Below are 21,336 nucleotides of genomic sequence, written 5' to 3'. Positions count from 1 at the left end.
GGATTTTACTGATTAAACGGATTTTATTAGTCTTTAAACGCATCCAAAGCCGGAGATGGTTTTCCGTCGGGAAGCCAAGCACTTAAGTTGTATTTGCTCCAGCTTCTTGCTCCTTGTGGTTCCCAATATAAAACGCCTAAGCCTTTGTTATTTGGTACATTTTTTACGGCTTTGATGGTTGCTTCTAATAAGGCTTTCGTGTTTTCGATTTTATCATCTTCGCCACCTACTTCAACAACCATTACTTCTTTGTTGTATCGTTTTACTAAATCGTTGAGGTTGAACTCTAAATTAGCTATTGTTTCGGTGTAATCTTTTTTTACCCAAAATGGATAATACGAAAGTCCAATTACATCATATTTTACTTTTTGAGCTGTGGCATTGTCATAAAACGTTCTGTATTTTTGGATGTTGTCACCTTCGTCCAAATGCACAATTACTTTGATGGATTTGTCAACCGCTTTCACAGCATCGTATCCTTTGTTTAATAGTTTTCCTAATTGAACCCAATTGTCGGTGCTTCCATCCGGCCAAAGCATACCGCCCGGAATTTCGTTGCCCACTTGCACCCATTCTGTTTTAACGTTTACTTTTTTTAATGCGGTCATTACATCAAATGTATGATCGTAAACGGCATCGGCCAATTTATCAAACTGAAGGTCTTTCCAAGCGGCAGGTTTGTTTTGTTTGCCGGGATCTGCCCATGAATCTGAATAATGAAAATTGATCATAATTCTGAAACCCATTTTTTGTGCTCGCAATGCGAATGCAACAGTTTCTTCTTTGCTGCAATGACCACTTTGCGGATCATCGGAAGGATTTACAAAAACACGTAGACGAACTGTGTTCATTCCTTTGTCTTTTAATAATTGCAATGCATCTTTTTTTGTTCCATCTGTATCATAAAATTGATAACCGGTTGCTTCCATTTGGGGTAGCCATGTTACATCGGCACCTTTTGCAAATTCCTGAGCGTTACTTTTTGGTGTTGATAAAAGAGCAACTAATACGATTGTTAGAATTAGATTTCTCATACTTAATCTTGGTTAAATACGGCGATTGCCGGTAATACTTTGTTGTCAAAATCCCATAAGGCTTGGTTTTCCCATGATGAACCGTTGGTGGATTCATCACCTCTAAAAGCGATCCATTCTCCGCCCCAATAGGCAAAGCCGATTCCGCTTTCGGTTTGTTTAATTACATTTTTAACGGCTAACAAATAATTTTTTTGACCTTCAGGAGTGGCAGGATATGCAGGGATGATTTGATCTTCTAATCCCACCACATTATTGGTCCAATCATTCCAACCCAATGTAAAAGGATAGGATGTTTCGGCTACAATTACTTTCTTGTTGTGCGTTTGTCCTAAAGAATTAATTGTTGATTCTAACTCAGAAAGATTTTTTCCGTGCCAAATTGGGTAGTAGGAAACACCGATGTAGTCATAATTAATCGGACTCATTTTGTTGAAAAACCATGTTGCTCCTGCACCGATTCCGGCATAATGCAGCATGATTTTTGTGGTTTGTGATTTTGCTCTTACGGCGGTGCTCGCGGCTGAAAGTAATTCTAAACACTGACTTTCGTTGTTTATGAGGTGACCGGATGGCCACATGAATCCGCTATTGATTTCGTTTCCTATTTGAATGATATCCGGTTGAATTTCGGTTATAATTGAAGAAGTATAATTGATGACTTCTGTTTTTAAATTATCAAAACTTAACCCTTGCCAAGTTGCGGGTATGGATTGTTCTCCCGGATCTGCCCAAGTATCTGAGTAATGAACGGTTAGCCATACTTTCATTCCGGCTTGTTTTACTCGTTGAGCAAACGCTTTTACTTGATTAAAACTTGATTGATTGTCGATTGGGTTTTTCCACAGGCGAATGCGAATGGTGTTGCAACCCGCATTTTTTAACGTTGTTAATGCATTTTCAGCTTGGTTAGAACTGTTGAAATAGGTTGTGTTTTCGCTTTCAATTAAAGGCAAGAATGACATGTCTGAGGCTCTAATGAAATTGTCTTCCGGAATAATTGGTTCGTTTTCAGGTGTTTTGTCGTCATCTGAACAATTTATTAGTACTAAAAGTAGAGAAATGAGTAGCAGCAATTTTTTCATGTTTATTTATTTAGCAGTTTTCAAAAGCAAAAATGGTTTGGTGGTAATATTGTTCTCCTTTTTTTAATATAATAGAAGGAAAATGAGCATGATTGGGAGAATCAGGATAATGCTGGGTTTCAAAACAAATGCCACTCAGCGGATGATAATCGGTGTCTTCTTTTCCTTTGATTCGGCCGAAACAATTTCCACCCACATAAATATGCACACTTGGTTGATTTGTAAAAACACTCATTTTCAATTGATTTTGCTTGCTGTATAACGAAGCTGCAATTCTATTTTTTTGATTTAAAACAAATGTGTTATCAATCGATAATGGACATTTTTTTTCTTCCGAAAAATCAAAAGGGCAATTGGCAACATTTAAAAATAATCCGGTTGGAATGTTATCTAAATCAGTTTCCAACATTTTTGTGGAATTGACAAACAAGGTTTGGTTGCTGATGTTGTGCTGATGCCCTTCTAAATTGAAATAACTGTGTTGGGTAAGGTTCACAATTGTGTCATCTGTACTGAATGCATTGTATTCTACAATTACTTGGTTGGATTCTGTGAGCATGTAGGTTACTTCAACCACCAAAACACCGGGAAAATTTTCTTCGCCATTTTGGCTTGCATATTCAAACGTAATGGAAGGGAAATCGCCATTGGTGCGTTTTTTCATCTTCCATATTTTTTGTCCGAAACCTTCTTTTCCACCATGTAATTGATGATTTCCATGGTTTTTGGTCAGGAAAATTCCTTTATCATTCAACAAAAAAGATCCTTTATTTATTCTTCCTGCTACTCTCCCAACAACACAACCAAAGTAAGGAGCACTAGGCAATTTATACGAATCAACGTAGTCTTCTACATTATCAAACCCTAAAACAACATCCACTTTATCGTTGTTTATTGTTGGTACTTTTAGCGAAGTTATGGTTGCACCATAGTCCATTACCGACAATTCCATGCCATTTTTATTTGTTAACGTATAGCAAAAAACTTCTCTGCCGTCTGAAATCATTCCGAATGATTTTGTTTTTTCAGGGTAGTCTAATTGAGAAAAATGTTTATTTTCTATCATTTTTTTATAGATATATCAACAAAAGTAGGAAAGTTATTTTCTCTTCCATACCAGTACCTACCAGTTTTTTATTATCTTGCCACCAGTTTTTAAAATGCTATATATGAAATTGATTGTTGTTGATACTCAATCCGGCATTCCCAAGTATAAACAGATTATCCAGTCTATTGAAATTGCAATTGCGGAAAATCGGTTGCAAAAAGGGGATAGGCTACCATCGGTTAATAAAGTGAGTTTGGAGTTTTCAATTTCGAGGGATACTGTTTTGTTGGCGTATGATGAGTTGAAAAAAAGGGGAATTTTGTTCGCTATTTTAGGCAAGGGGTACTATGTGAAAAGTGTTGAATTTAGTTTTGAGCAACGTTATTTTGTATTGTTTGATGAATTAAATGCCTTTAAGGAAGATTTGTATACTTCTTTTTTGGAAACTATAGATAACAAGGCACAGGTGGATATTTATTTTCATCATTTTAATTTGTTGATGTTTCAAAAGTTGATTAATGAAAGTAATGGCAATTATTCTAAATACATCATTATGCCCACCAATTTGATAGGGGCTGCTGCTATTATTAAAACATTGCCTAAAAGTGATGTTTATATTTTAGATCAAACCAATGATGAACTGCGTGATTATCCTTCTGTGCATCAAAATTTTGTGAAAGATATGTATTCGTTGTTGTTAGAAGGAAAGTCCAAAATTGATTTGTATGACCAATTGATTTTAATTTTTCCGGGTCAGAAGGAGCCCCTTGGCATGGTGGAAGGCTTTGAAAAATTTTGTTCGGATTATCATTTTACACACCAAGTTGTCTCCTATTTTGAAGCAAAGTATATGCAAAAAGGAATCGTTTTTGTCATTCCAAATGATCGTCAGTTAGTGGAAGTAATTGAGTATGCAAAAGAGCAGAATTTTAGATTGGGAATTGATTATGGCATCATTTCGTATAATGATACCCCGTTAAAAAAAGTAGTTGAAAATGGCATTACTACTATTTCTACTAATTTTAAAAAGATGGGAAAATCGTTGGCTGAAATGGTTCTTACCAATCAAAAATTTCAACTTGAAAATGAGTGTCAATTGATTGTGCGAAAATCACTTTAAACGGCACTACCATCCTCTTTTTACCGGCTAAATAAATGTTTGAGAAAGAGTAGTTCTATCTTATTTCTATGTTGAAAAGCTAATAAACTATGTAGAATTAATTCTACAAAACATTATTTTTTTGTTCTACAAACCTTTGTAGTTTTACTATTATTTTTACAAACTATAAAAATTGTTTGTAGCATTTCTTTTTTTTTGGGGAAGTATGTCTGTAATTAATTGGTTAACTATTTGAATATTATTTATTTAAGTATTTATAAACGATTAATTTTTAAAAAGGGAAAAGGTATAATTTTATAACAAATTCAACATTGAATACACCTATTTTTGAACGAATCGTGTCTCGACTTTCATCGTCTGAACACCGAAAGCCTATTCATTTGGTTTTACTTTTATCGCTCATTTTGTTGCAATTGCTTATTGTATTGTTGTGGTATAATGAATCGGTTAATGAAAAAAAATTAGAAAAAATTTCTGATGCCCTTCGTGTAGCAGATGTATCGCAGTCGCACGTTGAAGCAGCTCATTCCAATTTTAACGCCGCTCAAGTTAGTTTGCAGGATTATCTTCAGTTTAGAGATGTTGGGTCGTTGGAAACGTATCTTCAACACTTGGACAGTATGGTGTTGCACTTAGATACTATACCCTTTACTAACCGCGACAACGAAAAATTAAAGCGGGCGGTGCATCAGCAAAAATATCTTCAGTATAGTGTTGATCAATTAAAGCACAGTATCGATTCCATTTTTCAAGGTCAACCTATAGGTTCAGACGGTTTGCCTTTGCAATTGAATAAAATTAACTATAAAGATATATTGGACAGTGTGGAAGTTGAATCCCATTTGGAAGCCGACAGTTTGGCCAGAAAAGGATTGTTTACTCGTTTAATGAATGCCTTGTCGGGTAAAATTGAAATTCAGAAAGAGATTTTGAATCAGAAAGTGACGATGAAATATGGGAAATTGGAAGAAACGGGTTCGCTTGAAGAACAATTAAAAAATGTTTTTGAGAATTCCGATAAACATTATCAGCAGCAGTTTAGAGCCATTCAAAGCCGATATGAAACGTTGCGAAATCGTGACCTACTTCTTATTGCCGCCAACAAAGATTTATCTGAACAGAGTCATTCCCTTTTATCTCAATTTAAAAATTATTTTGTAAATTTAAAAACGGGTAGCAAGGAGGCATTTGAGCAGCAACAGGATACGAATCAAACTATTCGCTTTTATGCTATTTTGGGGATTGTACTCCTTATGTTATTGTTGTCTGCGATGCTTTACTTTTTTACTCGATTGGCGTATGACAATGAAGCTAAGTTATTGGAAGCTCAGGAAACCATTCAGCAAAACTTGAGTTTTAAAAATAAAATTGTTGGTATGTTGAGTCATGAAATTCGCTCTCCACTGAGCTTGATTTCGATTTACAGTAAAAAAGTAAGTAAACAAATTGAGGATTTAGAAACGAAAGAGGTGTTTAAAACGATTCAATTTACCACGAATTCGTTGTTGATTATGGTGAATCAGGTGTTGGATTTTTCCAAAAATGAAAACAGCCGTTTGGTTTTAAATAAAAAAGAATTTGATTTGACCTCTGAATTGAATCAGATTATTGCTAATTTGAGCACGTTGGTTGAAAACAGTGGTAATGTATTACACGTTCAGGCGAATGCAAAAGAACCTTTTTTGGTTAACAGTGATGCCACCAAAATACATCAATTGTTATATAATGTTGTGGGTAATGCCAATAAGTTTACTGAGAATGGTCGTATTCAATTAACGATTGATTCTCAAAAAATAAACAGTAAGCAATACCATTTGAGTTTTCAGGTTCAAGACAACGGTAGAGGTATTTCGGAATCTGACTTGAAAATTATATTTGAAGGTTTTTATAAAGGAATTAATCCGACCCAACTTAATGATGTTGGTACCGGTTTAGGACTAAATTTGTGTAAAGAAATTGTGCAGTTGTTTGGAGGCAATATCAACATCGAAAGTAAACCCAACCATGGTACGAAAGTTGTATTTACTATTCTTGTTGATAGTCAGTAACACTGTATAGCGAGTGAATATGAAGAGTAATACGAAAATTAGTTTTTTAGTGGCCGATGATCATACCGTAGTTCGACAGGGACTTTCGATGATTATCAAAGAGCTGTATACATATGCTACTGTTTTTCAGGTGGAAAACTTTGTCTCTATTTTAGAGGTTTTGAAACAGAACCCTATTGATGTGCTTATCTTGGACATTAATTTTCCGGATGGAAACAGTATTACGATTATTCCGGAGGTAAAAAAAATACGTCCGGAATTAAAAATCATGATTTTTTCGGCCTTTGATGAGACGGTTCACGCTCTGCGTTTTTTTAATGCCGGAGCCAATGGTTATTTGAACAAGTTGAGTGAAGAAGATGAGATAAAATTTGCTATTTCCACTTTGGTAACTCAAGGAAAATATATTAGTGATGTTACTAAAGAAAAGATTTTGAATTCTTATTTACTAGGAAAAAAAATAAACCCTATCGAACATTTGTCCGGTCGTGAAATTGAGATTGCCCGTTTGTTGGTAAAAGGGTATGGCAATCTTGAAATTTCGAATGCGTTAGACATTCAAAAAACCACTGTGAGTACTTATAAAAAGCGAATTTTTGAAAAACTGCAAATCGATAATCTCGCTGAATTAATTGAACTGTTTACTTTTTTTAATGAAAAGGTTTAAAAGTTGTTTTTTGTAGAATAAGTTCTACATAATTGAGTTAATTGTTCTACACTCTGTTCCTTTTTTTCGTTTTACATTTGCTTCATACAATAAGGGGTCAATAACTGTTTGAGACTTGTTGTGCTAATAAAGATTTGGTAAAAGCCTTAACGTTTACTAACTATCAGACAGAATACAATTATTTATTTGAGTAAAAGCAGATCGTCTGATAAGTAAATTTTTTGAGAAAGAATTGTAATGTTTTCTATAAGTGTTGCAAGTATTTAGTTGAATTTGGAATACACCCCCACGTTGGGGTGTTTTTCATTTTATACCTTTTCGATGAAGGGTTCGCCTCCAGCGGATTAGCTTGTTTTATGGGGTTTAGGGTTTAAAAAGAATAAAAATATCGGTAATATACTTGCTATTTATAATAATCGTTGTATATTTGCACTCGAAACATCGCGGGATAGAGCAGTAGGCAGCTCGTCGGGCTCATAACNNGTCACAGGTTCGAGTCCTGTTCCCGCTACTAAAATCAAGCTTCATAGAAATATGAGGCTTTTTTGTTGCTATAAACTTAGTAAAATCAACACTTCTATTTTTACTTCATCTCTATTTTACTTCACTTTTATTAAAAAATAGGCATACAATTAGGTACACCATTTTTGAAATCAGGTACACCATTAAAAACAGTTAGAACAATGACTACAAATACTTTAAAGATATTGTTCTTATTGCAAAAAGTAAGGACTAATAAAAGAGGAAATGCTCCATTAAGATGCAGACTAACTTATCTAGGAGCAAGGAAAATTTTTTCTACAGGATTATTCATAAATCCTTCTAATTGGAATAGTACATTACAAAAAGCAATTCCAACAGATACAGAGCATTCTCAAGTAAATACTCAATTAAGCCTGATTAAGCAAGAAATTAATCAGGCTTTTTTATTTCTACAGGTTCAGAAAGACCAGTTTGATGTGGATGATATTTATTTAAAATACAAAGGAGAAGATGTAAAACAAGCTAAGTCATTAATAGAGGTTTTTGAATTACATAATTCTAGAATGGAAAAGCTTATAGGAAAAGAATATTCAAAGTCAACATATTCAAAGTTTGTTGAAGCTAAACAACATACTCAGGATTTTTTATACTACACAACTAAGAAGAGAAATATACAATTAGAGGATATAAGTTTGAAGTTTATACAAGATTTTGATTTTTATTTAAAGACTCAAAAGAACTTTAAACAAATAACAATCAATAAAAGTATTCAAAGAGTTTCTAAAATCATTAAGCTAGCTTTAGGAGAGGGGTTTTTAGTCACAAACCCTTTCTTATTGTACAAGCCTAAAAAGGTAATAAATAATGTTACTTATCTTACTCCTGAAGAGTTATGTAGTTTAGAAAATTATGTCTTTTCCCAGAAAAGGTTAGAGCAAGTAAGAGATATGTTTGTTTTCTGTTGTTATACAGGATTACCTTATCAAGAGATGGCTAGTTTAGAACCTAAAAACATCGTAAAGAAATTTGACAATAAACTTTGGATTGATATGTATAGACAAAAAACTAAAAAGCAATTCTCATTACCACTTCTCCCTAAAGCTTTAGACATTTTAGACAAATATAAAACTGATAAAGAGCTTCTGCCTATAATTTCAAATCAAAAGTTTAATTCATACATTAAAGAAGTAGCTGAGATTATTGGGATTGAAAAAAAGCTTACTCATCATGTGGGAAGAAAGACATTTGCAACTACAGTTCTGCTTTATAATGATGTTCCTATGGAAATTGTGTCTGAGTTATTAGGACATTCAAAAATGTCCACTACACAAGAGCATTATGCGAAAGTGGTTCAGAAAAGAGTGAGTGAGCAAGTATCTAACCTTTCTGACAGATTAAAGAAATGAGTTTCATAAATAACTATGTTGTATTATATTTACAACATAGTTATTTTTATATGGATTTACCAAATTCGCATTTCAGAGATTATCCAATTGAGTTTAAAGAAATAAACCCGAAAGACTTCCCTTTGTTTGAAGTCAATAATAAAGAGATTATTCATCCTAATGAAGAAGGCTACATTAATGATTCTATGCAATCCAAAATACAACTGGAAGAAAAAAATTCTGTTGTATTAAATGCCTTTGTGGGTTGTGGTAAATCTTATGCAATTATTCAAACAATTAAAGAATACTATAACAATACCAATTATTTAATCATTGTTGCTTCTCCATATGTTAGCCTTGTTGAACAATATGTAAATGATATTCATAAAGACGCAAATATTCCAAAAGAAGATATTTATAATTATACTGATTTAGGAAGGGATTTTAATATTCCATATTTAAACAAACGTGTTCAAGTTCTTACAGCAAATACTTTACTTGGAAATCCAGGAGAAGATGGATTCAAAAACTCTGAGGTCAAAAGAAATTATCTTAATGCTTTGATAAGATACTGTGAAGATAATGGTACCAAAGCAATATTTATTTATGATGAAATTCATGATGCTATCCAAAACTTTCAGGAAGAATTCATTTTTAATCTATGGAAATGGAAAGATGTAATACACAAGAATTTTATCATAAGTGCTACATTCAATGAAGCTTCAAAGATTGTAATAGAATATCTAGCTGAACTAACTGATAAAAAAATACAAATTTTAGAATCTGAAAGGGTTAAAATACCACAAAAGCAGAGTAAATTATATCTACATTTCAGTAGTGAACATAATTTTACTAATGAAACTTTTGAAATTGTAAAAGTTGTAGAAGATTTGTTAAATAGGAATAAAGAAATTGATATTTTGTGTTACTCCAAAACCCTAGCAAAAAGCATACTTCAAGATAAAAAAGGAATTGGTAAAAAGCTAAAGGATAGATTTGGACAACTAAATAATTGTACTTCTGAATTAGTTTCTAACCAAAGAACACAAAATGAAGCACCTAAAAATAGGTACAAGAATGATAAATGTAATATTGGTACTAATTTCAAAACTGGTGTAAGTATCAGAAAAGAAAATCATGGATTTATTATTGTACTCCCACCACGTGCAACAAGATTGTGGTTTAGAAACAAATATGGAATATTTTCAGGTGGTATAAATGATATTATCCAAGCTTTAGCTAGACAAAGAGAAAAAGGAGAAATACATATTATTTTACCTAGACCAGATAGATTTGATAGTACTTCACTTGAAAATTCTGAAATGACTCAAGAGCAAATAAATGTATTCATGGAGGCATACAACAAAGTACATTATTTCAACCAACAAGAAGAGCCTGTAAAATACTTCCCTTTGAATATGCAAAGCTTTTTGATGTCAGCATTTTATCATAATGAATTAGAAAATAATGTAGCTAGTGAAATTGAGCTTATAGGTGGATTGAACAGAACAGATTTAACTAGATTAGATTTCCCATCATACAATTTATTTACTCTTAACAGAAGTGAAGAATACATAGCTAATACATTCAAATTCTTTGGAGAAGATATTGCTGCTTATGTAGCTTATTGTGCTTTCACCAACCAGTTTATGAATTGTGAACTTGCAGAAGTGAATTATAAAACTGAATTATTTTTCAAAGAAAATGAAATCCAAAAAGGCTTACATAAGATGTTTAATAAGTACATTGGAGAAGATTACTACCAATCTTTGATTTATCACTCTAACTTCAAAATGATATATTCTGATTTTAGAAAAGTTCTTTTTGAAAACTTCAACCTCAGATATCAAAAAGCTAATAGTAATAATTGGACAGTAATAAACCCTTACAACAATCCTAATTTTGAGGTGCAATTAGTAAGATTCATAGCACTTAAATTTTTTGCAAATGCATTTAATCATTCTGTTTCCAATTTTGATAGATTTAGAGACTTAGACTATAGTAGAAGTAATTACTTCCTAGATTGTATTACTGTAGCCAGTACAATTAATCTAACAGAAGTAAATTATTCCGAAGAGACCAAAAAGAAAATTAGAATATTTTACATCTTAAAACACTTTAGAGAAAAACTGATTGAAAACATTAGAGAATACGACTCAAATAATTTATCTTTTAGATACCTAAAAAACAAGCCAACAGGTGTTTTCAATGAAAATGACACTTTACTTTTTAATGAATTGATGAGTTTGATTAGATATGATGAACTATTAGAGAATAATGTTTATGAGTTCAAAAGAACTTACAGCATTAATACTTTATACACTAGATTGATAGAAGATAATTTTGAATTTACTTCTGACAGATTGCCTTCTGGTAGCAGACTACATATAAAGAAAATCATTTCTGTTAAACCATTACCTAATCCTGCTAGTGTAATTAATCTGCTAGAACCAGCAGAATACATCAATATTGACCTAGATGAAAATTGGATGATTCAAAACTATGGAAGTTTAGAAAATTATGAGGCTAACCAAAAAACTATTCTTGAAGCAATTGAAGAATATACTAAATCTCAATAGTATAAAATCCGTCCATTTTTTGTAGAAGTATATTATATGTTTTCAAAAAGTGGACGTAACTAAACTCTCCCAAAGCCTAGAAGTCCTTCTAGACTTATAGAAGTATCTCTATAGCTTTAGTATATACTTTACAACAAATAGGGTTTCTTTCTAATCTTCCCACCCTAGAAAAATCTTTTGATTTAACAACGCACGAACTTGGAGGAGGAGCTACTCTGTAGTTAATTTTGGTAGCTTTAGATACACAAAGTTAACTATTTTTTCTGAGATATTCCACTATTTAAACCCATTTCAAAACATTTTAAAGCTAATAGCCAAAAGTAATTTTTGGCTATTTTTTTATACAAATTAATCAACTTAAACATTATTACTATGCATTTAAAACAATCAGAAAGAAAACAAGTAAAGCTCCGTTTAGGGATAAGTGGAGCAAGTGGCTTTGGTAAAACCAAGTCAGCATTATTATTAGCCTTTGGTATGACAAATGACTGGAGCAAAATAGCAGTTATTGATACTGAAAATTCATCAGCATCATTATACTCAGATTTAGGCAATTTCTATGTGATAGACATTTCAGCACCTTATACACCTGAAAGGTATATTCAAGCTATTGAGCTTTGTGAGAAATCAAACATTTCAGTTGTAATTGTGGATTCCATTACCCATGAATGGAATGGTTCAGGTGGATGCTTAGATATTCACGAAAAGCTAGGTGGTAGATGGCAAGATTGGAGTGTAGTTACACCAAGACATCAGGCATTTATTGATAAAATTCTACAGTCTAGTTGCCATATCATTACAACAGCTAGAAGAAAAATGGATTATTCTTTAGATGTTGGCAGTAATGGAAAAACCCAAGTGGTAAAACACGGTACTAAGGAAATTACAAGAGATGGTTTTGAATATGAGCTTACTGTAAACTTTGAACTTGTTAATGAAAATCATTTAGCAAAAGCAAGTAAGGACAGAACTGGCTTATTTATGAATAAACCCGAATTTGTCATCAATTCTGCTACAGGGAAAAGAATTCTTGAATGGTGTAATTCAGGAACCAATCTACAAGATGCTAGAGAGAAAATTAAAGCTACCAAAACAGTTGAGGAATTGAAAGTTTTATACAATCAGTACAGCAATTGGAGAGAGCTTTTAGAGTATGATTTCAAAGTTCAAAAAGACACAATCAACTCAAAAGAATTATTGTTAAACCCAAAATCATTTTCAACAAATGGACACACAACTCATCACTGAAAATTCTACTACCATAATAGAGAATAATGGTAGTACTACAGAAGCAACATTGGTATTACAAAGAGTAAATCCAAATGGTAGTAAAACTATGTTAAATTACCCCAATGGTGAAAATATAGATATTGGAAATGAGGTTATGCTACCTAGTAAAATTAATGAGCTAGAAGTTATTCAGACTATTTCAAAACCAACACAGGATAGCTTATTTGTGCCCAAACCATTTATTGAAGCAAACACTTCAGAAATCAGTTTAAACACCTTAAAAAGTGATTGTGTGATTCCTGTGTTTTCAAAAGATAATGAAAGGACTATTGCACATCAGGAGTTTATAGAAATTGCAAAAGATTGTTTAATTAGTATATTTCCAAATCAATCATTTGATGAACCTGAAGTTAGAGTAAGCCACCAAATTAAAGGCAGAACACCTGATGCCATTAACAAACAAGCTAAGGATTTACTAGACCACGAAAGAACTCAGTACTTTGAAAGAATGGCATTCATTATAAGAATCCCAAGTATTGTAGATTCTATCAATGGTAATGAAATTGCTTTATGTATTGGTGGAGTTAGAAGTTATAATTTAGAGAACTTATACAACAAGAAGACTATTGAAAAGTTCAAATTTTTTATAGGCTTTCAAGTTAAAGTATGTTGTAACCTAGCTGTATCAAGTGATGGATTTGTTGAGGAAATGCGTGTAAGTTCTTATCCAGAATTGCAGAATAAGATTTTAGAGGTGCTACATAATTTTAATGCAGAAAAGCAACTAGCACAAATGAAACAACTATCTGAACATTCTCTTACAGAGCATCAATTTGCTCAATTATTGGGTAGAACAAGACTATATCAGCACCTACCAAAAAAGGATAAAATGAATATCCCTGCCCTGCATTTTAATGATGGTCAGCTAAACACAATAGCAAAAGATTATTATGAGAATGCTAGTTTTAGTAGAAATGAAAATGGAGATATAAACCTTTGGAATGTTTATAATCTCTTTACTCAAGCCAACAAGACAAGCTATATTGATACCTTCCTAGATAGAAATGTAAACGCCTTTAATTTTTCAAATGGCTTGTTAAAAACACTAAATGGTAGCTCTAACTATCATTGGTTTTTGAGTTGAGAAGAACCCAATCCCCAGTTAAGGGATTGGGTCTATTATACCTTTTTTGATGGCTAGTTCTTTTAAATGAATATCAGAGTGGTTGAAAATGTTGCTTTTTAATGTGTTTATCAAACTAGTGTTTTGTGAAATCATAACCTGATTAAATAAATTTTCGTCATAAAAGTTAATTTTGTTTACTAAGATTTCTAAGATTCTATGTTTATGGCTACTCATTAGTTTATCAAAAAACCAAAATATTTCCGGGGATAAAATGTAAATATTATTATAACTTCGTATTGCACGAAGTTTTAAATTTATTTGAGATTTAAGAATATTAACATCTATAAAAGATTTAATTTTAATTATTGTTTCATCTGAGATTTGAATAGAAAAATTTTTAAACCCTAAATTTACAAATGAATGAATGAAATTTTCGTTGAAAAATGCTATATCTATCCTATCCAAATCCAGAAGCTTTTCAAAAAGTTTATATTCTTTACTAGAAGTATTTTCAAGAAAAGACTTGTTGCTTTCAATATTGCTTAAAAGATATTTATTAGCTTTATCAATTATCTCAATTTTTAAAAACTTATTTGATTTTACTATTATTTCTGCATCAATATTCGAAATATTTATTTGGTAATTTTTTGAATTATTATTTAAGTAATCTATAAGATTAAAAACTTCAGTGTCAATAATTTTTGAATTTAGAATTGTATAATTTTCTAACATTAGATTAAAGCTTTCTTCATCTAATTTGAGTTTATTTTCTTTTAGAAAGCTTACTGTAAAATCATTTATACTTTTAATATCATTAAATTTAATAGCTAAATCTAAAAAATTATATAATTTTTGAAAAGGTTTATGGTTTATAACTTTCCTACTCACATTTTGAGATATAGAGACATCAAATCTTTTTAATGCTTCTCTAAATTTATTTAAAATACTATTTGTTTTTGTCGAGTCATAATTAATAAATATTAATAGAAATGCATTTGATAAATCAACATTTTTATTTGCAAGTACAATTAAATCTATGATTGATGAAAACGTTATATTTGAAATTTTGTCAATATTTATTTCATCATACAAAGTGCTATAAAGAATTAATGTTTCAATTTCAGCAATACTGGTTAAAGGCTGATTATTCCATTTAGTGTTTATTTCTGAAACAATAAAGTCTAATTTTTCTATTTGATTTAAAAATGAAAGCTCATCTCTATACTCAAATAGTTTTGATGAACTTAAGTGGTTATCAAATGGGTCATCAGTTAAGAACCTCTTCAAATCATCAATTGTTGGTTTTAATTTCGTTTTTTTATAGAGTTCTTTATCATTTCTTATACACTCTATAGCTAACTCTGGCAAAACTTCTTGTTCAGCAATATTTAAATCTTTAAAACTAAAGCTCTTATTTTTACTAATAAAAGAGTTGATATTTTTTAAAAAATCTATATATAAAATTTGTTTTTCTTTTGGGAACACATTTATTTCATTAGATAGATTTCCAGCTATACTTATTAATGATTTGTTTATCAATTCAATTTTTGACTTTCTAGAACAGTTATTACAAACACCAATAACAGTTTCGTTGAAAACTGTGAACCTATTTTTAATTATTCTCTTGTAGTAGTACTCCCATAAATCACAGTAAATACTTTTTTTGTTTTCTTTAATAAAATAAGGCTCTAAATTGTTTAAAATGTTTGTAACCTTATCAAAATATATATCATTTGTACTGCCCTCCATACCCGCACTATCAATAAATTTTTTAAAATATTTATGGAAATATGAATGAAAATATGGTAAACTTAAAATATCAATATCAAATTCTTTATTATTCTGTAATCTGTCTTCTATAACATTATGGAGCAATGATTCTTGTGCATCAGAATCTTTATCAACCCCATAAATTATTTTAGCTAAATTAAGTTCAAGTTTATCATCCTCCATGAAAAATGTGTCTAACTTTTCTAAATAGTTGCTTCTGTTGATGATATTTTCATTGATTATACCATTGAAAAGTATATCTTTTTTCAATATCACAATTGAAAAGTATCTTAATTGAATTGTAGGGTTTTGGATGTAATGTGTTGCAAGTTGATTAATAAAATTTATAATTCTTCTCGGGGTTATTTCTTTCTCATTGTTTTCATAAACTTTTAATAAAATTTCAATTTCATGTTCCTTTTCATTTATATTAATTTTATCAAATGTCTTATTAAAACATAACTTAAAGAATAATTCCCAATTTGAGATTAAAGGTGGTGGAACTTTAAAAGTTACAGCGAATGTTTTTTCCAAAAGACCAATGCCAATACCTTCTTCTTCAAATGAATTTATAACTTTTTTTGAATCATAGGGTATTATTAACCATATGTTTTTTAAAAAAATTGAATTATTATTCTCAGCAAAAAAAATATTTATAGTTGACCAAATACTTTTTAATTTTTCATTAGTTAATCTATCTGTATTATCTATAGTCAGAATAAGCGTTTTGTTATGAGCTATTAACTCATAATCAATATCGTTTAAAAAATTTCTAAATCTCAAATTAGATGGTTCAGTTTCTGTTATGGTTTCATCTGAATTTGTTTCTAATTTTTCTCCTGAAATCCAATAAAAACTCTTACCTACTAATCCCCAAAAAGTTAGTTTAGATTTGTCTTTCTTATCTTTTTTATAGTTTACTTTATAATCATTATAGAATGATTTAAAAAACAATATCAAACTTATCAGAAAAAACAAATATGGAACTAATTTATATATATAGGTGGGACTTATGCTGTTAGAAAAGTTTATGTAAAATTCATTTTTTATGTAATTTAATGAGTTGTCATAATAACCATATAATTTACCATTAATTACTTGCTTCTTTATTTCATTAACAAACTTAATGATAACAAATCCTATTACTAAAAAAATATAATACAGTTTTACTTGAGGAAAGTGCTTAGTATTTTTAGAAATTCTTTTTTGTGATAATTGAGCCTCTTTATCAATCCAATTACTAGAATTAAAAGAATCAATATTATTTCTCAAAGAATTGATTAATTCAATTATAATTGATTTTCGAGTTAAATCTTCTTGATGTGTCCATGTGTCAAAAGTGTAATGGAGGTATTTGTCTTTTAAATCATTTCTCTTTGAAATCTCCTCCTCTATAATCTTAATAATATTTGATTTTCCTGTACCCCAATCACCTTCTAAGCCAATAATTTGTTTATCAATTAAATTAGATTGATTTTCAATTATACTAATTATACTATTAGATATTTTCCGATGTGATTCGGCTTTAAATAAATCTTTTCCTTCTGGTATGTTTGAAAGTATTTTAGGGAAGTTTTTATTCATTGGATGATATTAATTTATTAAAAACTATCTGACTTGATATTTTTGTTTGAATAATTTTTCCATTATCTAAAATATTAACAAACCCAACTTTACATTTTTTTTCTAATTGATTATAATGGAAAGTTCCTTCTTTATCAATTTGGTTTATTCTTGGATAAAGTAGCATACTTTTGTTAGCTTCCCAATGTAGATTATAAGTAAACATCTGCTTCAAATCATCATCAGATGGATTATTAGCATTTATAATTTTCCATTTAGTATCAATAATAAAATTTTCATTTTGGTCATTTGTAATAACAATATCAGGTCTTATGGTTTTGTGTTCCCAAAACTTATCTGAGTTTTGAAATGAAACTTGATAGCCATTTGGTTTATGCTTTTGTAAAATTCGATAAATATACTCTTCCCATAATTTATTCATATCAAACAATAATGTTAGCATATTATTATTTCCTGAATTTAAGTTAGGTGAATAATTTAAAATTATCATTTTTGCTATATCAATACCCCTCAAATATGGTTGTGTTTTTCTATCATTTACAAGTTTTTCAAAATGATTTTTATTAATCATTACTTGCTGATAATCTTGAAATTCAAATAAAATCCTATTCAATTTGTCTTTTAAGTTATTGTTTACTAAATCCTTTAGAATCAATAATCCTCTATATAATATTTGATGCATTAAATGGTCTTTATCATATAGCTGATGTTCACAATAAAACCTTTCTTTATGAATTAGATTTTTTTGAATATTTTGAGAGAAAACTAACTTTCCTTTTAGAGCATTTTGATTACTCTGAATTCTTCTGTATTTCTTAATCAATCCTTTTTTAATAAGACTTTCTAATTCATTCAAATACATTTCAAAATACACCTCTAAAATAGAATTGTACTTTTTATTCAAATTAGTTTCGGAAACATTATCAACTTGAATGTGCTTACAAACTTTTAGCATATTTAAAAGTACTTTTTGCCAAGTACCTTTATCAGGATTGTTACTATTATCAGCTTTAGGTAATATTTCTATAGTCAAACCACCTATTTGAATGACTCCAACATAACTATTAAATAAAACTCCTTTGTTCACTACAGTATAGTATTTGTTTTGATTCTTTTCATTGAAAAGAACCATTGCATCAAAATGATGTTTTTTGAAATCTTGATTTTCATCATATTTCAATTTTTGATACTCAAATACTTGTATGAAGTTCTTTTTACTCATAAATTGAAATAAAATCTAAAGCGGATAATTCATCACAATCTTTTATTTGATATACTTTCTTTTCAGTAACAAAATCCACCTCTTCATAAGCTGAAAATTTAGCTAAAATTCCACTATTGTTATTTCCATTTTTAACTGATATGAAATTTTCTCCTAAAACTAGCCCTATTTTTCCAAAATCACCAAAGAAGTATTCCTCTAACAATGGAATAATCTTGTTTTTAAACGCACTTTTTAATTCTTTAAAGTCCTTTAGATTAATGAAAAATGAATGCCCAATTTGATGGTCTTTATCTATTAAAAGTTCAATTCGTTGGTTGATTTTTTCTAGCATTCTTACTAAATCAATATCTTCTGCATCCTTTAAAATTATATCAATTAATTTTTCGGGTTTAGATGGCATTTCAACAAATGAAAATCTTCTTCTTAATGCTGTATCCAATGATTCAACACTTCTATCAGCAGTATTCATTGTGCCTATAATGTAAAGATTATTTGGCACTGAAAATTTATCTTGAGAATAAGGCAAAACAACTTCAATTTCTTCTTTGTTTCCTTTTCTTTTATCTTCTTCAATCAGGGTAATTAGTTCCCCAAAAATAGCAGAAACATTTCCTCTGTTAATCTCGTCAATGATAAATACATATTTTTTATGATAATTAATATTTGATTGATTGCTTAAAGAACTTTCGAAATCTTTTAGTGCCTTGAAGGCGGCATAATAATTTGTTGTCCAGCCAATATCTGTTCCAACACCTCTTAAGTCAGTGACAACATCTTTTATATCCTCAACTTTTTCAAATTTTTCGTATATTCTTTTTAACTTTTCTTTTTTAATTATTTCATTGGAACTTGCTTTTTCTCCTTTTGTTATCAATTCTTCATTCTCAATATCTAGAAGTATTACATTTGATTTTCTTGCAGGAAATTTGTGGTATTCATCTTTTTCTAAACCAGAAATTATTTTCTTTAATTGTTTTAAAAAAACAGTATATAGACCATCAAAATTCTCATATAATTTTGTGTCAACCAAATTGAATTCTGTAAGCTTTTGCGTTTCTATAATATTTTCACAGAAATATTTAAGAATTCCGCTCTTAACTTCGTAGCTTATGTTATTATTTGAGACCTTTGGCTTTATTCCCTCAATAAAATCCTCATAACCCATACTTTGATGAAAAGTAGTAAAGTGTATTTGATTTGCTATTGATAATTCATTATACCTATTTAAGATAATGTCTCTTTCTTCATGCGTAGAATCATTATAAGTTTTGTTATCAATTATCTCGATAGCTAATTTTTTTGTTGTGTAGGTTTTTCCTGTTCCAGGAGCACCATATAAGATTTGGTTTAATGAAGTGCTTGGGTTACTTTTGTTTTCCATCTGATTAATCTTAATTAAAGCAGCATTGTTTTTAAGTTCAAATTCTATTTTTTTTAAGGTATCCTTATTTGTAAGTTGATAAAATGTAGTTTGACTTCCATCAGTTATTTTGTAGTTTGACACTTCCTTTTTCAACCATTCCACATCTCTATAATGAGCAAATGGTTTTGACTCCTCATAATTATAATCAGAAATAATTTTACCAATTGCTAAAACTGTGTTTCCATCCATTAATGTAACTATATCATTAATTGAAGCATTTGAATAAAAATCATAAATTTCACCTGCTTTTCTTGATAAAACATTACTCGCTTTAAAGTTAAAGCCTTCATTTAAAAGTAATTGCTGAACACCTTTTTTATCATCAATTTCTTGCTCTTCTAAATCTCCAATTTCATTCCAACCAATTGCTATATAATTATCATTTAGCATTTGATTGAAAAAAGAACTCTCTCCATCATTACTTCCAACTCTCCAGTATTTCTTACCATCATTAAAATGGTTAGCAATTGTATAAATAAAATCTTGTGTTAATAAATGAAGGCTATCATCATCATAATTTTCAATTTCAGATGTAAACTCTTTGTATAAGTTAATAAAATCTGAATCTCGTTTAATAAAATTTAATACTTCATTTGAAAGGTCAATAAATTTAATAATATTATTATAATCTCCTGCTTTAATTTTAGGTAATTCAAGTTTTAAACTAAAATTTTTAAACATAGTAAACTTATACAGAAAATATTTTTTTGGATATTGCAATGACAAATAAAGAGCTATAGCTCTAAAATCCTTATGGCTATGATAATTGATTTTCTTGTCAGGTACTAATTTTTGTAATTCAGGAAGTTTTAAATTATAAAAATCTATAAAACTTTTAATTCTTTCATCTAATTCAAGTTGTTCATCAAATAAATTTTTAAATTCATTTATTGTTTCATCTTTAAAATTTTCAAACATCCAAAGTGTATGCTTTATAGGATAAAAATTACCACTTTCCCATAAATTCTTTTTACCTTCCACTAAAAAGGCATTTTTAAACATTTCAGGAATATCAATAACATTCCAATCCCATTTTTTATAAACTTGATTTAGAACACCCCATTTATATTTTTCTTGGTGTTCAGATTTTGGAAGCTCAAAGTATTTTTTGTAATCCTTCCAGTATTTTTCAAGTTTGTCTAAATTCATATGATATTGTATTTTGTTTATTATTTTGAAACCCAAATTTTTAAGTGGAATATTTGTTTTATCTCCACCACCTAAAGAATGTTTGTTGTTATCAATTTTAATCCCTTGAATTCTTGCAGCTTCTCTTACCACTTCTTTTGGTGGATAATAACTCCCATTATATTCAAGGTCATAACTTGTGCTTTTTTCTAATACAGGATTACTATCTTCAAACTTTTGTAGAGCTTGTAAAACAGATTCTTTAGTAACAAGCCTTGCTAAATTTTGTTTCATTGTAAAAAATCTTTGAAAATGTTAAATTTAGGAAATTAATATCACTCTTTGTTAAAATTGTTTTTGAAAAAAATATGGACTAATAAATTTTTTCCTTTGAAACCTAA

General features: G+C 29.8%; 13 protein-coding genes and 1 tRNA gene. 8 read left to right on the top strand and 6 right to left on the bottom strand.

Annotated features, from left to right (window positions below):
* Positions 1-26 precede the first annotated feature (26 nt).
* From B4N66_RS06695 to B4N66_RS06685, 3 genes are read right to left on the bottom strand one after another with little or no spacing between them, the layout of a single operon-like run.
* On the bottom strand, positions 27-1,034 hold the full coding sequence (locus B4N66_RS06695) for a glycoside hydrolase family 53 protein (RefSeq protein ID WP_291093339.1): 1,008 nt from the start codon (positions 1,032-1,034) through the stop codon (positions 27-29).
* A gap of 2 nt (positions 1,035-1,036) precedes the next feature.
* Positions 1,037-2,119, bottom strand: a complete 1,083-nt coding sequence (locus tag B4N66_RS06690) for a glycoside hydrolase family 53 protein (RefSeq protein WP_291093338.1) — start codon at positions 2,117-2,119, stop codon at positions 1,037-1,039.
* 10 nt (positions 2,120-2,129) lie between these two features.
* On the bottom strand, positions 2,130-3,185 hold the full coding sequence (locus B4N66_RS06685; protein ID WP_291093337.1) for an aldose epimerase family protein: 1,056 nt from the start codon (positions 3,183-3,185) through the stop codon (positions 2,130-2,132).
* Between the two features lie 103 nt (positions 3,186-3,288).
* Here B4N66_RS06685 and B4N66_RS06680 point away from each other — a divergent pair, with 103 nt between their 5' ends.
* The 8 genes from B4N66_RS06680 (at position 3,289) to B4N66_RS06645 (ending at position 13,823) form a co-directional block, all read left to right on the top strand.
* Positions 3,289-4,287 (top strand): GntR family transcriptional regulator, encoded by a 999-nt coding sequence (locus tag B4N66_RS06680; protein WP_291093335.1) that lies wholly within the window; start codon positions 3,289-3,291, stop codon positions 4,285-4,287.
* Positions 4,288-4,598: 311 nt separating this feature from the next.
* The gene (locus B4N66_RS06675) at positions 4,599-6,335 is read left to right on the top strand and encodes a sensor histidine kinase (RefSeq protein ID WP_291093334.1); all 1,737 of its coding nucleotides are present in this window, start codon (positions 4,599-4,601) and stop codon (positions 6,333-6,335) included.
* A gap of 19 nt (positions 6,336-6,354) precedes the next feature.
* Positions 6,355-7,002, top strand: a complete 648-nt coding sequence (locus tag B4N66_RS06670) for a response regulator transcription factor (protein ID WP_291093333.1) — start codon at positions 6,355-6,357, stop codon at positions 7,000-7,002.
* A gap of 442 nt (positions 7,003-7,444) precedes the next feature.
* Positions 7,445-7,513 (top strand) — tRNA-OTHER (locus B4N66_RS06665).
* Positions 7,514-7,685: 172 nt separating this feature from the next.
* Positions 7,686-8,891: a site-specific integrase gene (locus tag B4N66_RS06660; RefSeq protein ID WP_291093332.1), complete on the top strand. Its 1,206-nt coding sequence runs from the start codon at positions 7,686-7,688 to the stop codon at positions 8,889-8,891.
* A gap of 50 nt (positions 8,892-8,941) precedes the next feature.
* Complete coding sequence (locus tag B4N66_RS06655) at positions 8,942-11,449, top strand: DEAD/DEAH box helicase (RefSeq protein WP_291093331.1); 2,508 nt, start codon at positions 8,942-8,944, stop codon at positions 11,447-11,449.
* Positions 11,450-11,821: 372 nt separating this feature from the next.
* Positions 11,822-12,697 carry an AAA family ATPase gene (locus tag B4N66_RS06650; RefSeq protein ID WP_291093329.1) on the top strand — a complete coding sequence of 292 codons (876 nt, stop codon included), beginning with the start codon at positions 11,822-11,824 and terminating at the stop codon, positions 12,695-12,697.
* Positions 12,675-13,823, top strand: a complete 1,149-nt coding sequence (locus B4N66_RS06645; RefSeq protein WP_291093327.1) for a DUF3871 family protein — start codon at positions 12,675-12,677, stop codon at positions 13,821-13,823. The genes B4N66_RS06650 and B4N66_RS06645 overlap by 23 nt, the downstream gene beginning before the upstream one ends.
* Positions 13,824-13,841: 18 nt before the next feature.
* On the opposite strand, the gene B4N66_RS06640 is transcribed toward B4N66_RS06645, so the two are convergent.
* Genes B4N66_RS06640 through B4N66_RS06630 form a run of 3 tightly spaced genes read right to left on the bottom strand, consistent with a single transcriptional unit; the run spans position 13,842 to position 21,229 of the window.
* The gene (locus tag B4N66_RS06640) at positions 13,842-17,159 is read right to left on the bottom strand and encodes a P-loop NTPase fold protein (protein ID WP_291093325.1); all 3,318 of its coding nucleotides are present in this window, start codon (positions 17,157-17,159) and stop codon (positions 13,842-13,844) included.
* Complete coding sequence (locus B4N66_RS06635; protein WP_291093323.1) at positions 17,152-18,339, bottom strand: McrC family protein; 1,188 nt, start codon at positions 18,337-18,339, stop codon at positions 17,152-17,154. Before B4N66_RS06635 ends, B4N66_RS06640 begins: the two co-directional genes overlap by 8 nt.
* Before the next feature lie 34 nt (positions 18,340-18,373).
* Positions 18,374-21,229 (bottom strand): AAA family ATPase, encoded by a 2,856-nt coding sequence (locus tag B4N66_RS06630; protein WP_291093321.1) that lies wholly within the window; start codon positions 21,227-21,229, stop codon positions 18,374-18,376.
* Positions 21,230-21,336 lie beyond the last annotated feature (107 nt).

Source organism: Flavobacterium sp. UBA2787 (genome assembly GCA_002352205.1).
In the GTDB taxonomy this organism is placed as follows: domain Bacteria; phylum Bacteroidota; class Bacteroidia; order Flavobacteriales; family Flavobacteriaceae; genus Flavobacterium.
Note: the sequence above shows the minus strand (reverse complement) of the source record. Positions and strands in the feature narration are given on the sequence as shown.

What these genes read in the sequence shown, in the direction of transcription:
- B4N66_RS06695 (WP_291093339.1), bottom strand. Translation starts at nt 1,034, where the DNA reads ATGAGAAATCTAATTCTAACAATCGTATTAGTTGCTCTTTTATCAACA.
- B4N66_RS06690 (WP_291093338.1), bottom strand. Translation starts at nt 2,119, where the DNA reads ATGAAAAAATTGCTGCTACTCATTTCTCTACTTTTAGTACTAATAAAT.
- B4N66_RS06685 (WP_291093337.1), bottom strand. Translation starts at nt 3,185, where the DNA reads ATGATAGAAAATAAACATTTTTCTCAATTAGACTACCCTGAAAAAACA.
- B4N66_RS06680 (WP_291093335.1), top strand. Translation starts at nt 3,289, where the DNA reads ATGAAATTGATTGTTGTTGATACTCAATCCGGCATTCCCAAGTATAAA.
- B4N66_RS06670 (WP_291093333.1), top strand. Translation starts at nt 6,355, where the DNA reads ATGAAGAGTAATACGAAAATTAGTTTTTTAGTGGCCGATGATCATACC.
- B4N66_RS06660 (WP_291093332.1), top strand. Translation starts at nt 7,686, where the DNA reads ATGACTACAAATACTTTAAAGATATTGTTCTTATTGCAAAAAGTAAGG.
- B4N66_RS06655 (WP_291093331.1), top strand. Translation starts at nt 8,942, where the DNA reads ATGGATTTACCAAATTCGCATTTCAGAGATTATCCAATTGAGTTTAAA.
- B4N66_RS06650 (WP_291093329.1), top strand. Translation starts at nt 11,822, where the DNA reads ATGCATTTAAAACAATCAGAAAGAAAACAAGTAAAGCTCCGTTTAGGG.
- B4N66_RS06645 (WP_291093327.1), top strand. Translation starts at nt 12,675, where the DNA reads ATGGACACACAACTCATCACTGAAAATTCTACTACCATAATAGAGAAT.
- B4N66_RS06640 (WP_291093325.1), bottom strand. Translation starts at nt 17,159, where the DNA reads ATGAATAAAAACTTCCCTAAAATACTTTCAAACATACCAGAAGGAAAA.
- B4N66_RS06630 (WP_291093321.1), bottom strand. Translation starts at nt 21,229, where the DNA reads ATGAAACAAAATTTAGCAAGGCTTGTTACTAAAGAATCTGTTTTACAA.